This window comes from Williamsia sp. M5A3_1d (assembly GCF_053345315.1).
In genome coordinates, this window is record NZ_JBKEZX010000001.1 from 1153205 (window position 1) to 1173313 (window position 20109).

The following is a 20109-nucleotide window of genomic DNA, read 5'->3' on the forward strand; positions in this document are numbered from 1 at the left end:
CTGCGCCGGTCAGCTGATGCCGACCAGGTCGACCACGAACACCAGCGTCGAGCCGCCGGGGATGGGGCCGGAGTCCGAGGCGCCGTAGCCCAGCGCGGGCGGGATCACGATCTCGCGGCGGCCGCCGATCTTCATGCCCTCGATGCCCTGGGCGAAGCCGGGGACCACACCGCTCAGCGGGAACTCGACGGGTGCGTCGCCGCTCTTCCACGAGGCGTCGAACACCTCGCCGTTCGAGTAGAGGGCGCCGGTGTAGCGCACGTTGACGGTGTCGCCGGAGGCCGCCACCCGGCCGTTGCCGGGCACGAGGTCGGCGATCAGCAGATCAGCCGAGGGGGTCCCGGTACCTGCCGCGATCTTAGCCTCCTTCGAGGTGTCGGTCGCGTTCTCGGTGATGGCCGGGATACCCGCCGACCCGGGGGTGCCGCCGCGGGGTGCCGCGGCCGGGGTCGTCGCCTGGGCGCCGCCGTCGGCGGCCTCGGTGGTGGAGGTGGCCGCGCTGGTCGATGCCGACGCCGGATCCGAGGAGTCGTCGCCACACCCGGCGAGGACGCCCATCGCCACACACGCTGCGAGAACCGAACTCGAGATCGTCACACTTCGCCGCACAGGTATTTCCGTTTCGTCGCCGGATCTAAAGGTCGCCTGCGACGGTAGCGCAGCGAAGCGGTTCAGCTCTCCGGGGTGTAGCCCATCGGCAGGATGATCGACTTGTGCTCGAGGTACGACTCGAGTCCCTCCCGGCCGTTCTCCCGGCCGATGCCGGAGTTCTTGTAGCCACCGAACGGCGACGCCGGATCGATCGCGTACCAGTTGATGCCGAGGGTGCCCGTGCGGATGCGGCCGGCGAGTTCGATGCCGCGTTCCACGTCGGCGGTCCAGATCGCTCCCGCGAGGCCGTATTCGGAGTCGTTGGCGATGTCGACGGCCTCGTCGACGGTGTCGTAGTCGATGATCGACAGCACCGGGCCGAAGATCTCCTCGCGCGCGATGGTCATGTCGTTGGTGACGTCGGTGAACACCGTGGGTGCGAGGAAGTAGCCCGATTCGAGCCCGGCGGGTCGGCCGCCGTCGAGGGCGAGGGTGGCGCCCTGCTCGGTGCCGCTCCGGATGTAGCCCTCGATCTTGTCGCGCTGCTTGGAGGTGATGATCGGGCCCAGCCGCGCCTCGGGGTCGCCCGGCTTGCCCGGGGTCATCGCGGCGGCCGCGGCGACGATGGCGTCGACGATCTCGTCGTGTCGTGAGCGCGGCACCAGGATGCGCGTCTGGGCGACGCATGCCTGTCCGGTGTTGAACAGTCCGTAGAAGGCGAGCATCGGAGCGATCTCGTCGACCTTCACGTCGTCGAGCACGATGGCGGCGGACTTGCCGCCGAGCTCGAGTTGGCAGCGCTTGAGCAGTGCGCCGCACCGCGACCCGATCACGCGGCCGGCCGCGGTGGATCCGGTGAAGGTGATCTTGTCGACCCCCGCGTGCTCGACGAGTGCCTTGCCGGTCTCGACGCCGCCGGTGACCACCGAGAGCACGCCCTCGGGTACGCCGGCCTCGGCGAAGATCTCGATGAGGTAGAGAGCCGAGATCGGTGTCTCGGGTGCGGGTTTGAGGACCACCGAGCAGCCCGCGGCGAGTGCGGGTCCGAGCTTGTTGCACATCAGGAACAGCGGCACGTTCCACGCGGTGATCGCGCCGACGACACCGACGCCCTCGCGTTCGATACGTGTGGTCCCGAACAGGCCGGTGCGGTGCTCCACCCACGGGTATTCGCGGGCGGCCGCGGCGTAGGCGCGCAGCACGCCGGTGCCTGGGAGCTGCTGCAGCATGCCGACGTCGGACGGCATCGCACCCATCTCAGCGGAGACGAGTGCCTGGATCTCCTCGCCACGTTCGTCGATGAGGTCCGCGACGCGGTCGAGCACGTCGGCGCGCTCGGCGGGCGAACGGCGACTCCACACGCCCGAGGAGAAGGCGCGTCGGGCCGCGGTGACCGCGGCGTCGATGTCGACGGCGTCGCCGTCGGGGGCACGACCCACCCTCTCGCCGGTCGCGGGGGAGTACACGTCGAGCGTCGCCGTCGAGTGCGGCGCGGTCCAGGTGCCCCCGATGTAGAGGGTGTCGTGGTCATGCGCGGTGCGGGCGAGGGAATCAGACGGGGCGGTCGCGACGGTGTCGGTCATTGCGGGATGCTCCAGTGCGGTCGAGGGTGGTCCTGCTCACACCGATACTAGAACACGTTCCAGTTTTACGGACCCGCTCAGTCCATCGAATGGCTCAGTCCATCAACTGGAACTGGATGGCGGCGGTCACCGACTCGACCGCCTCGCCGAGCACCGCGATCCGCTCGAGCGGCGAGGGCGCGGCGAGGATCGCGTACCGATCGGCCTGTCCGAGGGGGAGTTGGCCCGCCCATCCGAACGACCGGTCGACATCGCCGTAGACGGTGTCGTCGAACGTGGCATCGGAGCGGCCCGCCGTGCGGACCAGTTCGAACAACGCCCGGATGTTCGCCGCGACCTCGGTGTACTGCGCCTCCAGGCTGGCCGAGTCGCCGACGGTCGTGATCGGCTCGTCGGGGAAGTCCTCGACGATCGCCCTCGGGTACGGATCGTCGGGGAGCCATTCGCGGACGCGGATGCGGTCGGTGCCCACGCAGCGGAGCAGGGCGCGGCCGTCGTCCTTGATGTGGTGTTCGACGATGTTCGCGTCGGTCGCCACCAGGTGGCGTTCGTCGCCGCCGCCGAGTTCGCGACCGCGTTCGATCAGCACCACCCCGAACGAGGGGTCGTCGGCGCGAAGGCACTCGGCGAGCATCTCGCGGTATCGCGGTTCGAAGATCTGCAACGGCAGGATCTCACCAGGCAGCAGCGCCATGCCGAGGGGGAACATCGGCGTCGGCGAACCGGGTGACACTGCCATGCCTCAACGGTAGACCCGTGTGGCGGGGGTCGGCCATGGTCGTCGCGGGCCGGTTGTCGTCCGGAGACGCTCGACTCAGCGGATCATGCGGATCTCGGCGGCGTTCCACCGTTCGAAGATCCCGGTCGTCCCGTCCTCGGTGAAACCGTTCTTGCGGTAGAACGCGATGGCACGCGCGTTGGCGGTGAGGACCCACAGCTGTGCCGGTCGGTCGCCGAGGGCTGCGGCGAGCAGAGTCCTCGCGAGGCCGGTCCCGTGCGTCCTCGCCAGCGTGTAGAAGCCGCGGACCTCGATGTCGCGTACGCGTTCGGCGCGCGGGGGGCCGGTGGTGGCGAATCCGACGATCTCGCCGTCGATCTCGGCGACCTGTGTGGTCACACCGGGGGTGGGGGCGGTGTCGAGAGCCTGCGTCCACAACGCTTCGCGTTCGGCCACATCGAAGGTCGCGACGGTGTCTGCGGCGACGAGGCCCGTGTACGTCTCACGCCACGTGGTGACATGCATCTCGGCCAGTGCAGCGGCATCGGTCGGCGTCGCCGGACGAATGCGGGCCGGCCGCCGATCGTGACGGGTCAGCTCGGCTTGGCGTCGAGCACGACCTCGAATTCGAGCAGGTCGGCGCCACTCGACACCGGGTTCGCGCGCTCGCCGGCGTGGGCCGCGCGGGCGGGTCCACCCGACCACGCCTCGAACGCCTCGTCGGACTCCCACTGGGTCACCACGAAGTAGCGGTCCTCGCCCTTCACCGGGCGCAGCAGCTGGAAACCGAGGAAGCCCGGCGTCCCGTCGACGGTGTGCGCGCGGTTCGCGAACCGCTTCTCGAGCTCGGGTCCGGCACCCTCGGGCACCGATATCGCATTGATCTTCACCACGGCCATGCTCGCTATCGTATCGGGCGTGACAGCCGACGAGCGGTGGGCGGAGACGGGCCTGCGAGATCACGGCTCCGAACTCGGGGCGGATGCCCCCACGATCCTTCTCCTGCACGGACTGATGGGGCGCGGCCGCACCTGGCGACGCCAGATCCCGTGGTTACGTCGGCACGGCCGCGTGTTCACCGTCGACGCGGCGTTCCACACAGGTGCCGACGCCGGGTTCGACATCGACGCCGTGGCCGGCGACGAGATCGCCACTGAGCGGTTCGTCGCCGACGTCGCCGAGACGCTCGTCTGGATCGACCGCGGTCCGGCGGTGCTGATCGGCCACTCGATGGGCGGCCTGCACGCGTGGTGCACCGCCGCGGAGTACCCCGAACTCGTGTCGGCGCTCGTGATCGAGGACATGGCACCGGATTTCCGTGGCCGGACGACCGCGGACTGGACGCCGTGGTTCGCGTCGTGGCCGCAGCGGTTCGCCTCGCAGGCGGCGGCCGACGAGATGTTCGGCCCGGTCGCCGGTCGGTACTTCTACGAGGCCTTCGACGACGGCCGGCTGCACGGCGACATCGAGATCTTCGCCGCCGTCGCGCAGGAGTGGGGCGGTCGTGAGTTCTGGTCGCAGTGGCGAGGAGTCGATGCGCCGGCGCTGCTGATCGAGGCCGAACATGGTGTCACCCCACCGGGCCAGATGGCGGCCATGGCCGAGATCAACCCGCGCGCACAGCATCTGCTCATCCCGAGCGCCGGGCACCTCGCCCACGACGACCGGCCGGGGATGTACCGCGGCGCGGTCGAGGCGTTTCTCTCGGCGATGTTCGACTGAGCAACCCGATCCGGTGGGGTGGCGTCAGTCGGCTTCGCCTGCGAGGCAGAAGCGGCCGTCGGAGGTGGTCTCCATCAGGCCGTCGGCGAGCAGCGAGTCCAGCGCTCGTTCGCGCTGCCCGATGTCGCTGAGCCACACCGCGTCGATGCGGTCGCGCCCGACCGGGCCGTCGGCGGCGCGGAGCTGGTCGAGGATGAGGCCGCGGACCTGACGGTCGGTGCCGGCGAACTTCTGGACCTTGCGCGGGGTGTCGAGCGCGGGTCGCCCGAGTTCCACCCAGAGGCAGTGTGGCAGCGGGCAACTCCCGCATTTCGGGTTGCGGGCGGTGCACACGAGTGCGCCGAGCTCCATCAGCGCCGCCGAGAAGCGCGGCGCCAGCGTGGGATCGCGGGGGAGCAGGGCGGCCGCATCGTTCATGTCCGACCGGGTCGGGTTGCCGGCGTCGCGGCCGTGCAGGGCGCGGGCGATGACACGACGGACGTTGATGTCGACCACCGGTACCGACTGGCCGAACGCGAAACATGCGATCGCGCGCGCGGTGTAGTCGCCGATACCCGGCAGGGTGAGCAGCGTCGTCACGTCGGAGGGGACCACGTCGCCGTGACGCTCGGCGAGCACCGTCGCACAGGCGTGCAGGCGCATCGCCCGCCGCGGGTAGCCGAGTTTGCCCCAGGCGCGCACCACCTCGCCGACACCGGAGGCGGCCATCGCCGACGGCACCGGCCACCGCGCGACCCACTCGAGCCAGATCGGTGTGACGCGCGCGACGGGTGTCTGCTGCAGCATGATCTCGCTCATCAGGATCTGCCAGGGAGTGACTCCCTCTGCGCGCCAGGGCAAATCGCGCTCGTGGTCGTCGAACCACGACAGCAGGCGGCGCGTCACGTCCGAATTCGGCACAATGTCAGGCATGACAACCATGACTCCTGCACAGGCGTGGCGCGAGATGCGCGAAGGCAATGACCGATTTGTCGGTGGTGAACCCAAACATCCCAGTCAGGGTATCGATGACCGGACCCGACTCACCGGCGGGCAGACGCCGAAGGCCGTGTTGTTCGGTTGTTCGGACTCCCGCGTCGCCGCCGAGATCGTGTTCGATCAGGGTCTCGGCGATCTCTTCGTCGTCCGTACCGCCGGACAGGCCATCGATTCCGCCGTCCTCGGGTCGATCGAGTTCGCCGTCGCGGTGCTCAAGGTGTCGCTGATCGCCGTGCTCGGCCACGACAGCTGCGGCGCGGTCGGTGCCACCATCAAGGCCGTCGACGAGGCGCAGATCCCCGGCGGGTACATCCGCGACGTCGTCGAGAAGGTCACGCCCAGCATCCTGGCCGGCCGCAGTGAGGGCCTCACGCGTGTCGACGAGTTCGAGGCGCGTCACGTGCAGGAGACGACCAAGCTCCTCACCGAGCGCAGCCAGATCATCGCCGACGCCGTCGAGGCCGGTGACCTCGCGATCGTCGGCCTCACCTACAGCCTCGCCGAGGGCAAGGCCCATCTGCGCGAATCGGTGGGCGAGATCGACGACCAGCCCGACAGCGATCACGCCCTGGCCAAGGTGTGACGCGACCCGGAGTGACCGACACGCCGCAGCGGGTCGGTCACTCCGGCGCCGCCGCCCGTTAGCGTTGGAGTGTGTTGGAACCGCAGGGCCCGCTGCCACCCGAGATCTACTGGCGTCGGCGCGCGCTCGCGGTCGGTGTGGTGGTCCTCGCGCTGATCGTCGTGATCGGCCTGATCATCTGGGCCTCCGGCGGTTCCGACGAATCCCCCACGAACACCAGCGCGAGCGTGTCGTCCAGCCCGTCGCTGACCTCGGCGCCCTCGAGCGCCGACGCCTCGGAGAGCATCGCCGGCGGGTCGGGCGGCTCCGGTGGTTCCGGATCGGGCGGCAACGGTGTCCCCGGACAGACCCAGGCGTCGGGTTCGGTCGCCTCTGGTGCGGTGCCCGGCACGGCGTCCTCGTCATCGGCTGCACCGACGGCGGTTCCCGCGAGCGGCCTGTGCCCCGACCAGAACATCTCCGCGGTCCTCTACACCGACAAGCCGACCTACACCGTCGGCGACAAGCCGGTCTTCACGATCGTCATCACCAACGCCGGGCTCGCCGAGTGCACCCGTGACGTGGGCAAGGACATGCAGAACGTGACCGTCCGCAGTCTCGACGGCACCCGCTACATCTGGTCGGCGACCGACTGCTCGCCCATCAACACGATCAACAACCAGTTGCTCAAGCCCGCACAGCAGTTCAAGGACACCATCGTGTGGTCGGGCACCACCAGCACCCCGGGCTGCAAGACCCCGCGTCGGGTGGCCGTGGCCGGGCCGTACCAGGCGATCGGGTCGCTGGGGGAGAAGCAGAGCGCCCCCATCACGTTCAACTTCACCGACCCGCCCCGCCAGTAGCGCCTCGGGATCGTGCGGACCGGGTTCTAGTCGAACCGCTCGATGGTGGTCTCGGCGAGGCGCGAAAGCCCCTCTCGGATGTGTCGGGCCCAGATCTCGCCGATGCCGTCGATGGCCTGCAGATCCGACGCGCTCGTCGCGAGCAACGACTGCAGCGTCCCGTAGCTGCGCACAAGGCGGTCGAGGTGGGCGAACTGCAGCCCCGAGATGCGTGCCAGCAGCCGATAGCCGCGTGGACTCATCGTGGTGTCCTGCGCGTCGAGGGTGGTCGGGTAGCCGAAGGCGCCGGCGAGCAACGTGGAGTCCAGCAGATCGGTGTCGTCGAGGGCCTCGATCGCCTCGAGCGCCTGACGCACCTCCTCGATGGTCGCGGGCTCGGGGCTCGAATAGTAGTCGCGCACCACGAGTTCGCGCATCGAGTCGTTGTCGCCGACGAGCTCTTCGAGCTGCAGCGACAACTGGCGACCGTTGGCGCCGAGTTCGAGCACGTACTGCTCGATCTCCACCGAGACCCGACGCACCATCTCCATACGCTGTACGGCGGTCATCGCCTCACGCAGCGACACATAGTCCTCGATCTCGGCGCGCGACAACGCCGCCGACACCTCGTCGAGTCGGGTCTTGTAGCGCTGCAACGTCGCCACCGCGAGGTTGGCGCGCGACAGGATCGGGTCGGAACCCTCCACCACGTGTCGGATGCCGCCCACGTAGGCGCTCACGATCGACATCGACGCGCTCACCGAGATCACCGGGTGACCGGTCTGGATCGCGGTGCGTTCGGCGGCGCGATGCCGGGTGCCCGACTCCTCGGTGGGGATCGACGGATCGGGCACCAATTGCACGTTGGCGCGCAGGATCCGGGTGCCGTCGGTCGAGAGCACCACCGCCCCATCCATTTTCGACAGTTCGCGCAACCGGGTGGGGGCGAACTCGACGTCGAGGGCGAAACCGCCGTCGCAGATGCGTTCGACGAGTTCGTCGTACCCCAGCACGATCAGCGCGCCGGTGCGTCCGCGCAGGATGCGTTCGAGCCCGTCGCGCAGACCGGTCCCGGGTGCCACCCGGCCGATCGTGGCGCGCAGGAGATCGCCGTGCGCCGTGTCCGCCATCGCGACAGCCTTTCGTTTCCGGTGTGTGCCGTGCACTAGATTAACTGCGAGTGAGAACAACCTTCGTCGTGCCCGACGATCTGGACGAGGCCCTCCGCGGCGACGGCGTCGTCGCCCCCGGCGACACCATCCCCCCGCACAATCCGATGTGCCACGGCTGCGGACCGCGCTCGCCGCACGGCCTGCACGTGTCGATGACCGCAGGCGAGGGGGTCACCGCCAGCGGCGAGGTGCTGGTGGAACCTCGGTTCGAGGGTGGTCCCGGCGTGATCCACGGCGGCATCCTGGCCACCGTGTTCGACGAGGCGATGGGCCTGTGTCTCATGCTCATGGGCCTCACCGCGGTGACCGTGGTCCTCGATGTCGACTACGCGCGCCCCATCCCCATCGGTACCCGACTGCGCGTCGACGCCCGCGTACTCGGCACCCGACGACGCCAGGTCTACGCCGAGGCGACCGCGACGGTGCTCGACGCCGACGGACCCACCGGGGAACCCGTCGCCGGTGCGCACGGGTTGTTCGTGATCGTCGACCCGCAGGCCCACTTCGGTCCGACGAGGGACCTGGGTCAGAAGGAGGGCTAGAAGGTGTAGCTGTCGACGCTGGTCACGAGCGCCGCGCGCACGGCCTCGTGGAGGTCGGCGACCTCGGTGATCTTGATGCCCTTGGGCAGGTCGGGTGATCCCGCGGGGACGATCGCGTGTCGGAAACCCAGCCGTTTGGCCTCGGCCACCCGCCGTCCCACGCCGGCGACGCGTCGGACCTCGCCGGCGAGACCGACCTCGCCGATCGCGACCGTCGACCGGGGTAGGGCCTTCTTCCGGACGATGGACCCGACGGCGAGCGCCACCGCGAGATCGGCCGCGGGTTCGGTCAACTTCATGCCGCCGACCGTCGCGACGTAGACCTCCACGTCGGACACCTTCACCGCGATCCGTCCCTCGAGGACTGCGAGGATCATCGCGACGCGCTGCGAGTCGAGGCCGCTCACGGCACGCCGTGGTGACCCGTTCTGTGTCGGCGCGACCAACGCCTGCACCTCGCCGACCATGGGCCGCTTGCCGTCCATGGCCACGGTGATCGCGGTGCCCGGCACGTCGGAGTCGCGGTGGTGCAGGAACAGTCCGGACGGGTCCGGCACCTCGTGGATGCCGTCGCCGCGCTGCTCGAAACACCCCACCTCGTCGGATGCGCCGAACCGGTTCTTGATGCCACGCACCATGCGCAGCGACGAGTGTTTGTCGCCCTCGAAGGCGAGCACCACGTCGACGAGGTGCTCCAGCGATCGCGGGCCGGCGACCGCGCCGTCCTTGGTGACGTGACCGACGAGCACGATCGCGATGCCGGTGTTCTTGGCCAGGGACGTGAGTGCCGTGGTGACCGAACGGATCTGCGTGACACCGCCGTTCACGCCGTCGGAACCCGAGGCGACCATCGTCTGCACCGAGTCGACGATCATCAGGGTGGGGGAGACCTGTTCGGCGTGGCCGAGCACGGTGTCGAGGTCGGACTCGGCGGCGAGGAACACCTCGGGATGGACGGCGCCGGTGCGTTCGGCGCGCAGCCGCACCTGCGCGGCGGACTCCTCGCCGGTCACGTAGAGCGATCGCTTGCCCTGCTCGGCCCAGCGCTTCACGGCCTCGAGCAGCAGCGTCGACTTCCCGACGCCGGGTTCGCCTGCGAGCAACACCACCGATCCCGGCACGACACCGGCGCCGAGGACACGGTCGAGTTCACCGATGCCGGTGGGGAAGGCCGCGGCCGCGGTCGGGTCGATCTCGGTGATCCGGCGCGCCGGTGACGACGGGGCGACGGCGGTGGACCCGCGCGCCGAACTCGAGGCGGTCGCGACCTCGTCGATCGACCCCCACTCACCGCAGTCGGGACACCGCCCGACCCATTTCGCGGACTGGTGGCCGCACGACCGGCAGCGGTAGGACGTACGAGGTTTGGCCACCCGGGGAACCCTAGTGGCGGGGTGCGACAGGAGCGGTGGGGACGAATCCTGAGCGGATCAGCCCTCGCCGCCCTCGGCACCCTCGGCGGGCTCGGGGTTGAGCAACTGGTCGGCGCGACGCTGCAGCTCGGAGCCCGCGTCGATCGGCACGCGGACCGTGGTCTTGCCGGCCTGGGCGAAGGTGAACTCCATCGGCACGGTGAGGCCGGGGGAGATCTGCTTGCCGTAGCCGCTCACGGTGACGGTGATGCGGGTCTCGCTGGGATCGGCCGCGTTGGCATCGGGTGCCGACGGGCTGGTCGGTGAGGCCGAGGTGACCGACGACTCGGCGGCCACGAGCAGCTGCGACGGCTGGCCCGCGCGCAGCGACTTCGTGGCCGGGATGTCGGTGGCGCCGGAGAACGAGACGCTCCCGCCGCCGGGCAGCGTGATCGACTCCAGCTTGTCGTCTTTGTACGGGCTGTTGTTCGAGATGAGGAACGCGACCTCGAGCGGGGTGCCGTTGGCGAAGGCCTGCACGCCCTGGTCGGGGAACACGATGTGCACGTCGCGCAGGGCGATGTCACCGAGGGTGGCCGCCGAACCGTTGACCGCGGCCTGCTGGTTGTTGGTCTGCGCGATCTGGCCGGCGCCGCACGCCGAGACACCGAGGGCGAGTGCACCGCCCAGCGCTGCGATCGCCACGGCGCGCGCCGCACGGCGACCGGGGGTGCGAGCGGGGACCTTCGCGGGAGTGAGCACAGACACCGGGTTTCCTCTTCAGCCTGGGACCCTGGCGGGTCGCGCCGATCTTGCACTACGGAGCGTAGTGGCCGCGACCGCTTCGGGCGCGTTCGGGTCGACAAATGATGTCGCCTCGGATGGGGGCGCCGGTGGCCGATGACGGACACTTCGCGGGCGATCATCGCTGGTAGGTCGCTGACCTGCACTGTTGTGTGATGTGCGGAACAGCCCCGTGTTAGACTGGGCAGATCGAAAGGGGCTTGAGACATTGAATTTCAAAGTCGGTGACACCGTTGTATACCCCCATCACGGTGCCGCGAAGGTCGAAGACATCGTCGTCCGCACCATTAAGGGCGAGCAGGTCGAGTACGTCGTCCTGAAGATCGCCGATGGTGACATGACCGTCCAGATCCCGTCCACGAAGCTCGAGTACGTCGGTGTTCGCGACGTCGTCGGGTCGGAGGGTCTGCACAAGGTGTTCGACGTGTTGCGTGCCCCGCACACCGAGGAGCCCACCAACTGGGCCCGCCGGTTCAAGGCGAACCAGGAGAAGCTCATCTCCGGTGACATCATCAAGGTCTCGGAGATCGTGCGTGACCTGTGGCGTCGTGAGCAGGACCGCGGGCTGTCCGCGGGCGAGAAGCGCATGCTGACCCGTGCGCGCCGTGTCCTCGTCGACGAGCTGTCGCTCGCGCAGGGCACCGATCACGCCAAGGCCGATCTCCTGCTCGACGAGGTCTTCGCAGCCGCCTCCTAGGCCGCGGATCCCCCACCCGTGACGACCGTCGCGCTGATCCCGGCTGCGGGATCCGGTACCCGGCTGGGTGCGGGGATGCCCAAGGCCTTCGTCGACCTCGGTGGTCGCACCATCCTCGAACGTTCGGTGGACGGTGTGTTCGCCGCCGGCGTCGACGAGGTCGTGGTGGCCGTCCCGGCCCATCTTCTCGACTCCACCCGCTCGATGCTGCCGCGTGTCCACGTGGTCGTCGGCGGGTCGGTGCGCAGCGACTCGGTGCGTGCCTGCCTCGCCGAGGTCGCTCCGACCGCGTCGGATGTCGTCTTGATCCACGACGCCGCCCGCGCGCTCACCCCGCCCGAGGTGTTCACCCGGGTGATCGACGCGGTGGCCGCGGGTTCGGATGTCGTGGTGCCGGCCGTGCCGGTCACCGACACCCTCAAGCGCGTCGACCCGCAACTGTCCGGTTCCGCCGAGACCGTCGTCGCCACCGTCGACCGCACGCCGCTGCGTGCGGTGCAGACCCCGCAGGGCTTTCGTCCCGAGGCACTGCGCCGCGCCCATGCCGCGGCGGGCGACGCCACCGACGACGCCGGCCTGGCCGAGGCCGCCGGATACACCGTGCACGTGGTGCCCGGTGACCTGATGGCCTTCAAGATCACCACCGCCTGGGATCTGCGGATCGCCCGCATGCTGCTCGAGTCGACAGGAGTCTGAGTAGATGCGTGTGGGGATCGGCACCGACGTCCACCCGATCCAGCCGGGCAAGCCGTGCTGGATGGTGGGCCTGCACTTCCCTGACGACGACGGGTGCGAGGGCCACTCCGACGGCGACGTCGGGGTGCACGCCCTGTGCGACGCCCTGCTCTCCGCGGCGGGGCTCGGTGACCTCGGTGCGGTCTTCGGCACCGGTCGCCCCGAGTGGGACGGCGTCGACGGCTCCACCATGCTCACCCATGTGCGGGGGCTCGTGTCCGACGCGGGGTTCACCGTCGGCAACGCCGCGGTGCAGGTGATCGGCAACCGCCCCAAGATCGGTCCGCGCCGCGAGGCCGCGCAACGGCTGCTGTCGGATCTGGCCGGGGGACCGGTGTCGGTGTCGGCGACCACCACCGACGGACTGGGCCTGACCGGACGCGGCGAAGGTGTCGCCGCGGTCGCCACCGCACTACTGCTCGTCGCCGACTGAGTAGGATCGCACGTCGTGACCCTTCGCCTGTACGACACCGCCGCGCGTGACGTGCGTGAATTCGCGCCGCTGCACGCCGGACAGGCATCGGTGTACCTCTGTGGCGCCACCGTGCAGGGCGTCCCCCACATCGGCCACGTGCGCAGCGGCATCGCGTTCGACATTCTGCGGCGTTGGTTGCTGCACTCCGGCCTCGACGTGCGCTTCGTCCGCAACGTCACCGACATCGACGACAAGATCCTGACCAAGGCCGCCGACGCCGACCGCCCGTGGTGGGAGTGGGCGGCGACCCATGAGCGCGCGTTCTCCTCGGCGTACGACGCGCTCGGTGTGTTGCCGCCGTCGGCCGAACCGCGCGCCACCGGCTTCATCACCCAGATGGTGGAGTACATGGAGCGCCTCATCGCGCGCGGTCATGCCTACGCCTCCGACGGCAACGTGTACTTCGACGTCCGCAGCCTTCCCGAGTACGGCGCGTTGTCGGGTCATCGTCTCGACGACGTCCACCAGGGCGAGAGTGCGGGCACCGGTAAGCGCGACGACCGCGACTTCACCCTGTGGAAGGCCGCGAAGCCCGGCGAGCCGTCGTGGCCCACGCCGTGGGGTCCGGGACGCCCCGGGTGGCATCTCGAGTGTTCGGCGATGGCGACGTCGCTGCTCGGCGGCGAGTTCGACATCCACTGCGGCGGGATGGATCTCATCTTCCCGCACCATGAGAACGAGATCGCCCAGAGTCACGGTGCCGGTGACGGTTTCGCGCGGTACTGGCTGCACAACGGCTGGGTCACCATGGGTGGCGAGAAGATGAGCAAGTCGCTGGGCAACGTGGTCGCCATCCCGGCGATGCTGCAGCGGGTACGACCGGTGGAGCTGCGCTACTACCTCGGCAGTGCGCACTACCGGTCGATGCTGGAGTACTCCGAGGGCGCGTTGAACGAGGCGGCGGCCGGGTACCGTCGTGTCGAATCGTTTGTGCAGCGGGTGGATTCGCGGTTCGGCCCGGTGGTGGTCGGTGAGGTGGGTGCCGAGTTCGCCGCCGCCCTCGACGACGATCTCGGGGTCCCCGCGGCGCTGGCCGTGGTGCACACGACCGTGCGTGCCGGCAACACCGCGCTCGAGGCCGGTGACGCCGACGCCGCGCGGGCGGCCGCGTCGTCGGTGCGCGCGATGATGGGCATCCTCGGGGTCGACCCGCTCGACGAGCGGTGGCACACCGCCGACGACGACTCGCAGGCCATCTCGGCCCTCGACGTGTTGATCCGCGCGGAGCTCGATCGGCGGGCGACGGCGCGCGCGAGCAAGGACTACGCCACCGCGGACGCGGTGCGCGACCGACTCGCGCAGGCCGGGGTCGATGTCACCGACACCCCCGACGGCGCGCAATGGAACCTGAAGGGGCGCAACTGATGGCCGGGAACTCCAAGCGCAAGGGCGCTGTTCGCAAGGACGGTACGAAGAAGGGTCAGGTCGCCGGTTCCGGCGGCAACCGACGGCGCGGCCTGGAGGGTCGTGGCGCGACCCCGAAGGCGGTGGATCGGCCGTATCACGCCGCGCACAAGCGGGCGAAGGCCGCGAGCGCGTCGGCGACGGGTGCCGGTCGTGGGCGGTCGACGGCGGCGAAGCGGCGTGACGAGGAGGGCCCCGAGTACGTGTTGGGCCGCAACCCCGTCGTGGAGTGTCTGCGTGCCGGTGTCCCCGCGACCGCGCTGTACGTGATGATCGGTGGAACGCCCGACGAGCGGGTGTCGGAAGCCGTGAAGATGGCCGGCGACAAGGGGATCGCGATCCTCGAGGCGCAGCGCTCCGAGCTCGACCGCATGAGCACCAACGGGCTCCATCAGGGCATCGCGCTGCAGGTGCCGCCGTATCGCTACACCCACCCGTCCGACCTCATGCAACTCGCGGTCGACAGCGGCACACCGCCGCTGCTGGTGGCGCTGGACAACATCACCGACCCTCGCAACCTCGGTGCGGTGATCCGCTCGGTGGCCGCGTTCGGCGGGCACGGAGTGGTCATCCCGCAGCGCCGCAGCGCGAGCGTGACCGCGGTGGCGTGGCGGACCAGTGCCGGTGCAGCGGCGCGTCTCCCCGTCGCACAGGCCGCGAATCTCACCCGCACGCTGAAGGACTGGGCTGCCGACGGCGCGCAGCTCGTGGGTCTCGACGCCGACGGCGACACCGAACTCGACTCCTACGACGGCACCGGCCCCACGGTCATCGTCGTCGGTTCGGAGGGCAAGGGACTCTCACGCCTCGTCCGTGAGTCGTGTGACTCGATTCTGTCGATCCCGATGGCCGGCCCGGTCGAGAGCCTCAACGCCTCGGTCGCCGCGGGCGTCGTCCTCGCCGAATTCGCCCGTCAGCGTCGCGCCGTCTAGCGCACCGCCGCCCCTCGGCCGCCACGGAACGGTTGTCTTGTTTGTTCGCATGCGTAACACTTCTCGCTAGCGGTACAGGCCCGTACCGCTGGACGCGGAGGTGTATGAGATGCGAACGATCAACAGAGTCGGGTTGGCCGTGGTGACCGCGGCGGTGCTGGGGACCATGGTCGCGTCACCGGCCGTGGCGGCGCCCGGTGACACCGGCTCGTCGTCGGGTGTCACTGCGGACCTGGTGGGAACGAATGGCAGCGAGCCGTTCAGCTGCGTTCTCGCGGTCACCAACCGCGGCCCCGCGATCGCTCGGAACGTCTACGTGCTGACATCGCCGGGTGTCTTCGGACCCGGACCGGTGTCTCTCGGCGACATCGCGCCGGGGCAGACGGCGAAGAAGCTACAGGTCGATTGCGGGATCTTCGGACGGCAGCTCTTCCAGTACGCCGTCTCGTCGACGCTCGACCCGAACCCGGGCAACAACGGCGCGGTCGTCTTCACCCCGAGGTGACGGCAGCTGCCGAATCAGGCGGCGTCCAGCAACGTTCGGAGCTGAAGTTCGATGCGGCTCACGGGTTGATCGTGGTGGCCTGGTGGTGCGGGTGCTCTGGAGGCATGGCTGTGCCCGGTGGGTGAGGTGATGGTGGCGGTGTGTCTGGCGATGTCGGTGCCGTCGTGGGTGATGACCTGCCATCCGGGGTTCTGTTTGGCCCGGTTGTGGGCCAGACACATCCCGCCGCCATTGCCTGCTGAGGTGGCGCCACCGTTGGCGTGGGGGTCGGCGTGGTCGTATTCGGCAATCGGCGCATCGCAGTACGGGATCCGGCATGACTGGTCGCGGAGGTCGAAGAACGTCTTCAATCCGGTCGGGAACAGGCGTGCTGTGGACTCCATCGCCACCAGTGCGCCACTCGATGGCGCGGCGTAGATCTTTCGCAGCGTCGACCGCGTCTCGGCGTCGAGCGCGGTGTTCACCATCGCTCGCGCGGCGTCGGCGGGGATCGGGCCGTACCCGGTGACGTGCGCGGCGGCCGTGCTGCCTCCGAGGAGTACCTCGTCGGAGAGGACGAGGTTCACCGCCACCGGTAGTGCGTCCACGGTCGCGGCGCCGGTGACCCGCTCGACGAGAGCATCCGCCATCACCTGGGCATGCGTGCGGTCATCGCCACCGACGGTCGCATCAGCATGTTTCTTCAACGAGGCGTACACCGAGATCCCCGACGTGAGGGGCAGCAACGCCGACAGCCGCACCATCCCATCCGGTGCGGGCCGGGTGCTGACCCGGCGGTCGGACTTCGCGAGAGTGTGGCGGTCGACGACAGCCTGCGGGTCGAGTTCATAGGCGAGACGCTTCACCTCGGCATCCAACGCGCGATCACCCACACCCTCCAAGGACGAGGTGTCGGCGCAGATCCGTCGGTCGATCTCACCGCGGTCGCGTGGGGTGAGGTGCGCGGTCTCGCGCACCAGGATCGTCGCCCGCCACTCCGTCAGTGCCCCTGATGCCAACGCGGCGCGGGTGTGCGGCATCTCGCGCATCAACGCCCGCGCGAACCCGAGATACCGACCACCCGACGACCCGGACGCCTTCCTGGCGAGCGCGACCTCGGAGGCCAACCCGCGGCCCTGTCGACTCTTCGGCACACCCGCGGCGGTCTCGGCCTCGACACGGAGCTCCTCGAGCCGCATCGTCTCGACCGCCTGCGCCGCAGCACATCCCGCCTTGATCGCCTCGAGAAGAGCAATCCGATCAACGGCCGCGGATTCAGTGATCGCGGCGTCGAGATCGCCGAGGGAGGTCAGGAACGACTGCAGCGCAACCATTGTCGCGTCCTGCGCGGTATCCATGATCCCCCCGAATCGTCTCTCGAACTCATATTCGACTGTACATGCGCGCGCCGACAATCGCCACCTCGGGCAGAGTCACTTCTGTGGAAAGGTGTTACTGCGCAGACGAAGTGACCGGGATATGGCGTGCGATGGTGATGATCTCGGGGCTGGTCGGTGTGATCGGACCCCGATGCCAGTCGCCGAACTGCTGGTCCACGGCGAGCCCTGCACCGGACAGGTGGGAGCCCAATTCCTCTGGCGTCAGGAATCGCAACGTCGAATGCACGGTCTCCTGGCGCGTCCATCGCGACGAGGTGTACGTCTCGTCGAACGTGACGACGCCCGCCTCGACTGTCTTCACCTCGCGCACGACGGTGAGCTCATCGCCAACGCTGTCGGTCACCGTGACTTCGCCATCCCAGTGCTGCCACGGTTCCACGGCGGGATTGCGGGTCTCGAACGCGAAGCGACCATCAGCGCCGAGAGCGGTATGGATGGCGCGCAGCGAGGTGGTCAGGTCGTCGTCCCCCACGAGGGTCTGGAATGCGTGACCGGTCATGGTGATGAGGTCGGCATCGAGGTGAGGGAGATCCTTCGCGGCGCTCTGCCGCCACTCGATGTCGTTGCGGCGCCGTGCGACGGCGAGCATGCCTGGATCAGGATCGATACCGGTGAGATACCCGCGGTGGCCGCGCTCCCGCGCGCGGTGCAGCAGTGCGCCCGTGCCGCAACCGACGTCGACGACACGTTCCGCGCGCATGACGAGGTCGAGGTAGAAGTCGTCGCAGGTGTCCCAGGGGTTGAGCAGGTCGTACCACTGGGCAACCGTCGTCATCCCAGCTCAGCCCTTCGAGCGCTCCGCGTCGCGGAGCTCGTTCTTGCGGACCTTGCCGGTGGAGGTCCGGGGGATGGCGTCGGTGAACTCGATGTCGCGGGGTGCCTTGAACGAGGCGATCAATGACTTGACGTGCGCGGTCAGCTCGGTGGCCTCCACCGAGACCCCCTCGGCGAGAACGACGAACGCCTTCGGGCGCTCACCCCACTTGTCGTCGGCGACTCCGATCACGACGACGTCGGCGACGGCGGGATGACTGGCGAGGGCCTGCTCGACCTCGATGGTGGAGATGTTCTCGCCGCCGGAGATGACGACATCCTTCGCCCGGTCGAGGAGCTGGACATACCCGTCGGCGTGCATCACGCCGAGATCCCCGGAATGGAACCAGCCACCGGCGAACGCCTCGGCGGTCGAGTCGTCGTCGGCGAAATAGCCCTTCATGACACAGTTCCCGCGCATCACGATCTCGCCCATCTCGACACCGTCGGGCTCGACATCGACGAGCGATCCGTCGTCGGCGGCATCGGGGCGCACCACGCGCAGTCGGTCGGCGGTCACCATCCCCACGCCCTGCCGGCTCATCACGACGTTGAGTTCGTCGGAGTCGAGGCCGGCCCATGAATCCTGGGGCTCGCAGATCGAGTAGGGGCCGTAGGTTTCGGTGAGGCCGTAGACGTGCACGAGAGTGGCTCCGAGCGAACGGATCTGGCCGACGACCGTCGGGCTGGGCGGCGCTCCGGCCGTGACGACGGTCAACGGTCCGCCGAGCTGATGGGCCTCGGGTGCGGTCGCCAGGGTCGACAGCACGGTGGGCGCGCCACAGAGGTGGTCGACGCCCTCGGAGTCGATGAGCCGCCAGATGTCGTCGCCCCGCACCGCACGCAGGCAGATGTGTCGACCGGCGACCGCGGTCACCGCCCACGTGGTGCACCAGCCGTTGCAGTGGAACATCGGCAGTGTCCACAGGTAGCGGCTGTCGTGGGCGAACCCCTGGTGCACCACCTCGGCGAGCGCGTTGAGGTAGGCGCCGCGGTGGGTGTACATCACGCCCTTCGGACGTCCAGTGGTGCCCGAGGTGTAGTTGATGGTGATGGTGGCGGTCTCGTCGGCGACCTCCCACGGCAAATGCGGCGCATCGGTACCGCGGGCGAGGAACTCCTCGTATCCGGAATCCAGATCGACGACCTCGTCGACGGCCAGGTCGGCCAGTGGCGCGAGCAGGTCGGATTCGCCGACGAGGATCTTCGCGCCCGAGTGCTCGCAGATGTAGGCGACCTCGTCGGGCGACAGGCGGGTGTTCACCGCGACCAGCACCGCGCCGGCCAACGGGACACCGAAGTGCGCGATCAACAACTCGGCGCGGTTGGTGGCGAGGAACGCCACGCGATCGCCGCGCGCCACGCCCGATGCGAGGATCGCGGCCGCGAGTGACTGTGCAGCGTGGGCGAATTCGGCGTTGGTGAACCGTCGGTCACCGTCGACGATGCCGATCGCCTCGGGGTGTACCTCGGCGGCGCGCTCGAGGAAGCGGAGCGGGGTCAGGGGTGTGTCGAGACCGGCCATCACGTCACTCTAGCGACGGCGACGCCCTCGGCACGCAGGGTTGCCGCGACCGCCCGCGCATGATCGACCGCGCCGGGCGTGTCGCCGTGCAGGCACAGTGTCGCCGCGTCGATCGCGACCACCGTGCCGTCATCGGCGACGACCTCGTGATCGACGACCATCCGCACCGCTCGCGCGCAGATCGCATCGGTGTCGGTGATGACCGATCCCGCCTCCGACCGTGGGACCAACGACCCGTCAGCGCGGTAGGCGCGGTCGGCGAACGCCTCGCCGATCACGTCGACACCCGCTCGCCCCGCGATCGACAGCGAGACCGACCCGGGTAGCCCGAACAGCGGCAGATCACGGTCGAGGGTGACGATCGCATCGACCACCGCCTGTGCCTGCGCCTCGTGCGAGACGATGCTGTTGTACAGCGCACCATGGGGTTTGACGTAGGAGACGACTCCACCGACTGAACGTGCGATGCCGTCGAGGGCCCCGATCTGGTAGATCACGTCGGCGGTGAGATCGGCGGGGGAGATGTCGAGGAAGCGACGCCCGAACCCGACGCGGTCGGGATAGGACACCTGCGCGCCGATCGCGACCCCCGCCGACACCGCTGCCGCGCAGGTCTCGCGCAGCGACGAGGGATCCCCGGCGTGGAAACCGCAGGCGATGTTGGCGCTCGTGACCACCTCGAGCATCGCGCTGTCGTCCCCGAGGCGCCACACCCCGTACCCCTCGCCGAGATCGGCGTTGAGATCGATACGTGTCTGTGTCGATGCCATCGCGCAAG

General features: G+C 69.2%; 23 protein-coding genes. 10 read left to right on the forward strand and 13 right to left on the reverse strand.

Going from position 1 to position 20109, the window contains the following annotated elements; genetic code table 11:
• Positions 1 to 9: 9 nt before the first annotated feature.
• From ACLBW1_RS05350 to mhuD, 5 genes are all read right to left on the reverse strand, one after another.
• Complete coding sequence (locus ACLBW1_RS05350) at positions 10 to 558, reverse strand: FKBP-type peptidyl-prolyl cis-trans isomerase (protein ID WP_447810534.1); 549 nt, start codon at positions 556 to 558, stop codon at positions 10 to 12.
• Positions 559 to 671: 113 nt separating this feature from the next.
• The gene (locus tag ACLBW1_RS05355; protein WP_447810535.1) at positions 672 to 2174 is read right to left on the reverse strand and encodes an aldehyde dehydrogenase; all 1503 of its coding nucleotides are present in this window, start codon (positions 2172 to 2174) and stop codon (positions 672 to 674) included.
• A 94-nt stretch (positions 2175 to 2268) separates the two neighbouring features.
• A complete protein-coding gene (locus ACLBW1_RS05360) occupies positions 2269 to 2913 on the reverse strand; it encodes an LON peptidase substrate-binding domain-containing protein (RefSeq protein WP_447810537.1) in 645 nt (214 codons plus the stop codon).
• A gap of 75 nt (positions 2914 to 2988) precedes the next feature.
• Positions 2989 to 3417, reverse strand: a complete 429-nt coding sequence (locus ACLBW1_RS05365; protein WP_447810538.1) for an N-acetyltransferase family protein — start codon at positions 3415 to 3417, stop codon at positions 2989 to 2991.
• Positions 3418 to 3485: 68 nt separating this feature from the next.
• Positions 3486 to 3791: a mycobilin-forming heme oxygenase MhuD gene (gene mhuD, locus ACLBW1_RS05370; RefSeq protein ID WP_055793265.1), complete on the reverse strand. Its 306-nt coding sequence runs from the start codon at positions 3789 to 3791 to the stop codon at positions 3486 to 3488.
• Between mhuD and ACLBW1_RS05375 the strand changes: the two genes are divergently transcribed.
• Positions 3790 to 4614 (forward strand): alpha/beta fold hydrolase, encoded by an 825-nt coding sequence (locus ACLBW1_RS05375; RefSeq protein WP_447810539.1) that lies wholly within the window; start codon positions 3790 to 3792, stop codon positions 4612 to 4614. The genes mhuD and ACLBW1_RS05375 overlap by 2 nt on opposite strands.
• A gap of 24 nt (positions 4615 to 4638) precedes the next feature.
• Here ACLBW1_RS05375 and ACLBW1_RS05380 read toward each other — a convergent pair whose 3' ends face one another.
• Positions 4639 to 5526 (reverse strand): A/G-specific adenine glycosylase, encoded by an 888-nt coding sequence (locus ACLBW1_RS05380; RefSeq protein WP_447810541.1) that lies wholly within the window; start codon positions 5524 to 5526, stop codon positions 4639 to 4641.
• On the opposite strand from ACLBW1_RS05380, the gene ACLBW1_RS05385 reads away from it, so the two are divergent.
• Both ACLBW1_RS05385 and ACLBW1_RS05390 read left to right on the forward strand, forming a co-directional pair.
• Positions 5525 to 6175: a carbonic anhydrase gene (locus ACLBW1_RS05385; RefSeq protein ID WP_447810542.1), complete on the forward strand. Its 651-nt coding sequence runs from the start codon at positions 5525 to 5527 to the stop codon at positions 6173 to 6175. The two genes, ACLBW1_RS05380 and ACLBW1_RS05385, sit on opposite strands and share 2 nt — an antisense overlap.
• 71 nt (positions 6176 to 6246) lie before the next feature.
• A complete protein-coding gene (locus ACLBW1_RS05390; protein ID WP_447810543.1) occupies positions 6247 to 7017 on the forward strand; it encodes a hypothetical protein in 771 nt (256 codons plus the stop codon).
• A 26-nt stretch (positions 7018 to 7043) separates the two neighbouring features.
• Here the strand turns inward: ACLBW1_RS05390 and disA are convergent, their stop codons facing one another.
• Entirely contained in the window at positions 7044 to 8126 is a 1083-nt protein-coding gene (gene disA / locus ACLBW1_RS05395) for a DNA integrity scanning diadenylate cyclase DisA (RefSeq protein ID WP_447810544.1), read from the reverse strand.
• A 50-nt stretch (positions 8127 to 8176) separates the two neighbouring features.
• Here disA and ACLBW1_RS05400 point away from each other — a divergent pair, with 50 nt between their 5' ends.
• A complete protein-coding gene (locus tag ACLBW1_RS05400; protein WP_447810545.1) occupies positions 8177 to 8710 on the forward strand; it encodes a PaaI family thioesterase in 534 nt (177 codons plus the stop codon).
• Here the strand turns inward: ACLBW1_RS05400 and radA are convergent.
• Together radA and ACLBW1_RS05410 are read right to left on the reverse strand one after the other, a co-directional pair.
• Positions 8707 to 10083 (reverse strand): DNA repair protein RadA, encoded by a 1377-nt coding sequence (gene radA, locus ACLBW1_RS05405; RefSeq protein WP_447810546.1) that lies wholly within the window; start codon positions 10081 to 10083, stop codon positions 8707 to 8709. The genes ACLBW1_RS05400 and radA overlap by 4 nt on opposite strands.
• A gap of 57 nt (positions 10084 to 10140) precedes the next feature.
• Entirely contained in the window at positions 10141 to 10830 is a 690-nt protein-coding gene (locus tag ACLBW1_RS05410; RefSeq protein WP_447810547.1) for a hypothetical protein, read from the reverse strand.
• A gap of 244 nt (positions 10831 to 11074) precedes the next feature.
• Here ACLBW1_RS05410 and ACLBW1_RS05415 point away from each other — a divergent pair, with 244 nt between their 5' ends.
• The 6 genes from ACLBW1_RS05415 to ACLBW1_RS05440 all read left to right on the forward strand — a co-directional run bounded on the left by ACLBW1_RS05415 (position 11075) and on the right by ACLBW1_RS05440 (position 15614).
• Positions 11075 to 11563 carry a CarD family transcriptional regulator gene (locus ACLBW1_RS05415; RefSeq protein WP_434214624.1) on the forward strand — a complete coding sequence of 163 codons (489 nt, stop codon included), beginning with the start codon at positions 11075 to 11077 and terminating at the stop codon, positions 11561 to 11563.
• 18 nt (positions 11564 to 11581) lie between these two features.
• On the forward strand, positions 11582 to 12259 hold the full coding sequence (gene ispD, locus ACLBW1_RS05420) for a 2-C-methyl-D-erythritol 4-phosphate cytidylyltransferase (protein ID WP_447810548.1): 678 nt from the start codon (positions 11582 to 11584) through the stop codon (positions 12257 to 12259).
• 4 nt (positions 12260 to 12263) lie between these two features.
• A complete protein-coding gene (gene ispF, locus ACLBW1_RS05425; protein ID WP_447810549.1) occupies positions 12264 to 12731 on the forward strand; it encodes a 2-C-methyl-D-erythritol 2,4-cyclodiphosphate synthase in 468 nt (155 codons plus the stop codon).
• Between the two features lie 15 nt (positions 12732 to 12746).
• A complete protein-coding gene (gene cysS / locus ACLBW1_RS05430) occupies positions 12747 to 14138 on the forward strand; it encodes a cysteine--tRNA ligase (RefSeq protein ID WP_447810550.1) in 1392 nt (463 codons plus the stop codon).
• Positions 14138 to 15109 carry a 23S rRNA (guanosine(2251)-2'-O)-methyltransferase RlmB gene (gene rlmB / locus ACLBW1_RS05435; RefSeq protein ID WP_447810551.1) on the forward strand — a complete coding sequence of 324 codons (972 nt, stop codon included), beginning with the start codon at positions 14138 to 14140 and terminating at the stop codon, positions 15107 to 15109. Before cysS ends, rlmB begins: the two co-directional genes overlap by 1 nt.
• A gap of 109 nt (positions 15110 to 15218) precedes the next feature.
• Positions 15219 to 15614: a hypothetical protein gene (locus ACLBW1_RS05440; RefSeq protein WP_447810552.1), complete on the forward strand. Its 396-nt coding sequence runs from the start codon at positions 15219 to 15221 to the stop codon at positions 15612 to 15614.
• A 14-nt stretch (positions 15615 to 15628) separates the two neighbouring features.
• On the opposite strand, the gene ACLBW1_RS05445 is transcribed toward ACLBW1_RS05440, so the two are convergent.
• The 4 genes from ACLBW1_RS05445 to ACLBW1_RS05460 form a co-directional block, all read right to left on the reverse strand.
• On the reverse strand, positions 15629 to 16951 hold the full coding sequence (locus ACLBW1_RS05445) for a DUF222 domain-containing protein (protein WP_447810553.1): 1323 nt from the start codon (positions 16949 to 16951) through the stop codon (positions 15629 to 15631).
• 94 nt (positions 16952 to 17045) lie between these two features.
• Positions 17046 to 17768: a class I SAM-dependent DNA methyltransferase gene (locus ACLBW1_RS05450; RefSeq protein WP_447810555.1), complete on the reverse strand. Its 723-nt coding sequence runs from the start codon at positions 17766 to 17768 to the stop codon at positions 17046 to 17048.
• A 6-nt stretch (positions 17769 to 17774) separates the two neighbouring features.
• Positions 17775 to 19331, reverse strand: a complete 1557-nt coding sequence (locus tag ACLBW1_RS05455) for an AMP-binding protein (RefSeq protein WP_447810556.1) — start codon at positions 19329 to 19331, stop codon at positions 17775 to 17777.
• Complete coding sequence (locus ACLBW1_RS05460) at positions 19331 to 20101, reverse strand: LamB/YcsF family protein (protein WP_447810557.1); 771 nt, start codon at positions 20099 to 20101, stop codon at positions 19331 to 19333. Before ACLBW1_RS05460 ends, ACLBW1_RS05455 begins: the two co-directional genes overlap by 1 nt.
• Positions 20102 to 20109: the final 8 nt, after the last annotated feature.

Bases quoted from the DNA above. Each gene is read 5' to 3' on its own strand.
- ACLBW1_RS05360 (WP_447810537.1), bottom strand. From the start codon at position 2,913: ATGGCAGTGTCACCCGGTTCGCCGACGCCGATGTTCCCCCTCGGCATG.
- ispF (WP_447810549.1), top strand. From the start codon at position 12,264: ATGCGTGTGGGGATCGGCACCGACGTCCACCCGATCCAGCCGGGCAAG.
- ACLBW1_RS05350 (WP_447810534.1), bottom strand. From the start codon at position 558: ATGGGCGTCCTCGCCGGGTGTGGCGACGACTCCTCGGATCCGGCGTCG.
- ACLBW1_RS05445 (WP_447810553.1), bottom strand. From the start codon at position 16,951: ATGGATACCGCGCAGGACGCGACAATGGTTGCGCTGCAGTCGTTCCTG.
- mhuD (WP_055793265.1), bottom strand. From the start codon at position 3,791: ATGGCCGTGGTGAAGATCAATGCGATATCGGTGCCCGAGGGTGCCGGA.
- ACLBW1_RS05385 (WP_447810542.1), top strand. From the start codon at position 5,525: ATGACAACCATGACTCCTGCACAGGCGTGGCGCGAGATGCGCGAAGGC.
- ACLBW1_RS05380 (WP_447810541.1), bottom strand. From the start codon at position 5,526: ATGCCTGACATTGTGCCGAATTCGGACGTGACGCGCCGCCTGCTGTCG.
- ACLBW1_RS05440 (WP_447810552.1), top strand. From the start codon at position 15,219: ATGCGAACGATCAACAGAGTCGGGTTGGCCGTGGTGACCGCGGCGGTG.
- disA (WP_447810544.1), bottom strand. From the start codon at position 8,126: ATGGCGGACACGGCGCACGGCGATCTCCTGCGCGCCACGATCGGCCGG.
- ACLBW1_RS05450 (WP_447810555.1), bottom strand. From the start codon at position 17,768: ATGACGACGGTTGCCCAGTGGTACGACCTGCTCAACCCCTGGGACACC.
- ACLBW1_RS05455 (WP_447810556.1), bottom strand. From the start codon at position 19,331: ATGGCCGGTCTCGACACACCCCTGACCCCGCTCCGCTTCCTCGAGCGC.
- rlmB (WP_447810551.1), top strand. From the start codon at position 14,138: ATGGCCGGGAACTCCAAGCGCAAGGGCGCTGTTCGCAAGGACGGTACG.
- ACLBW1_RS05460 (WP_447810557.1), bottom strand. From the start codon at position 20,101: ATGGCATCGACACAGACACGTATCGATCTCAACGCCGATCTCGGCGAG.
- ACLBW1_RS05355 (WP_447810535.1), bottom strand. From the start codon at position 2,174: ATGACCGACACCGTCGCGACCGCCCCGTCTGATTCCCTCGCCCGCACC.
- ACLBW1_RS05375 (WP_447810539.1), top strand. From the start codon at position 3,790: ATGCTCGCTATCGTATCGGGCGTGACAGCCGACGAGCGGTGGGCGGAG.
- ACLBW1_RS05365 (WP_447810538.1), bottom strand. From the start codon at position 3,417: ATGCATGTCACCACGTGGCGTGAGACGTACACGGGCCTCGTCGCCGCA.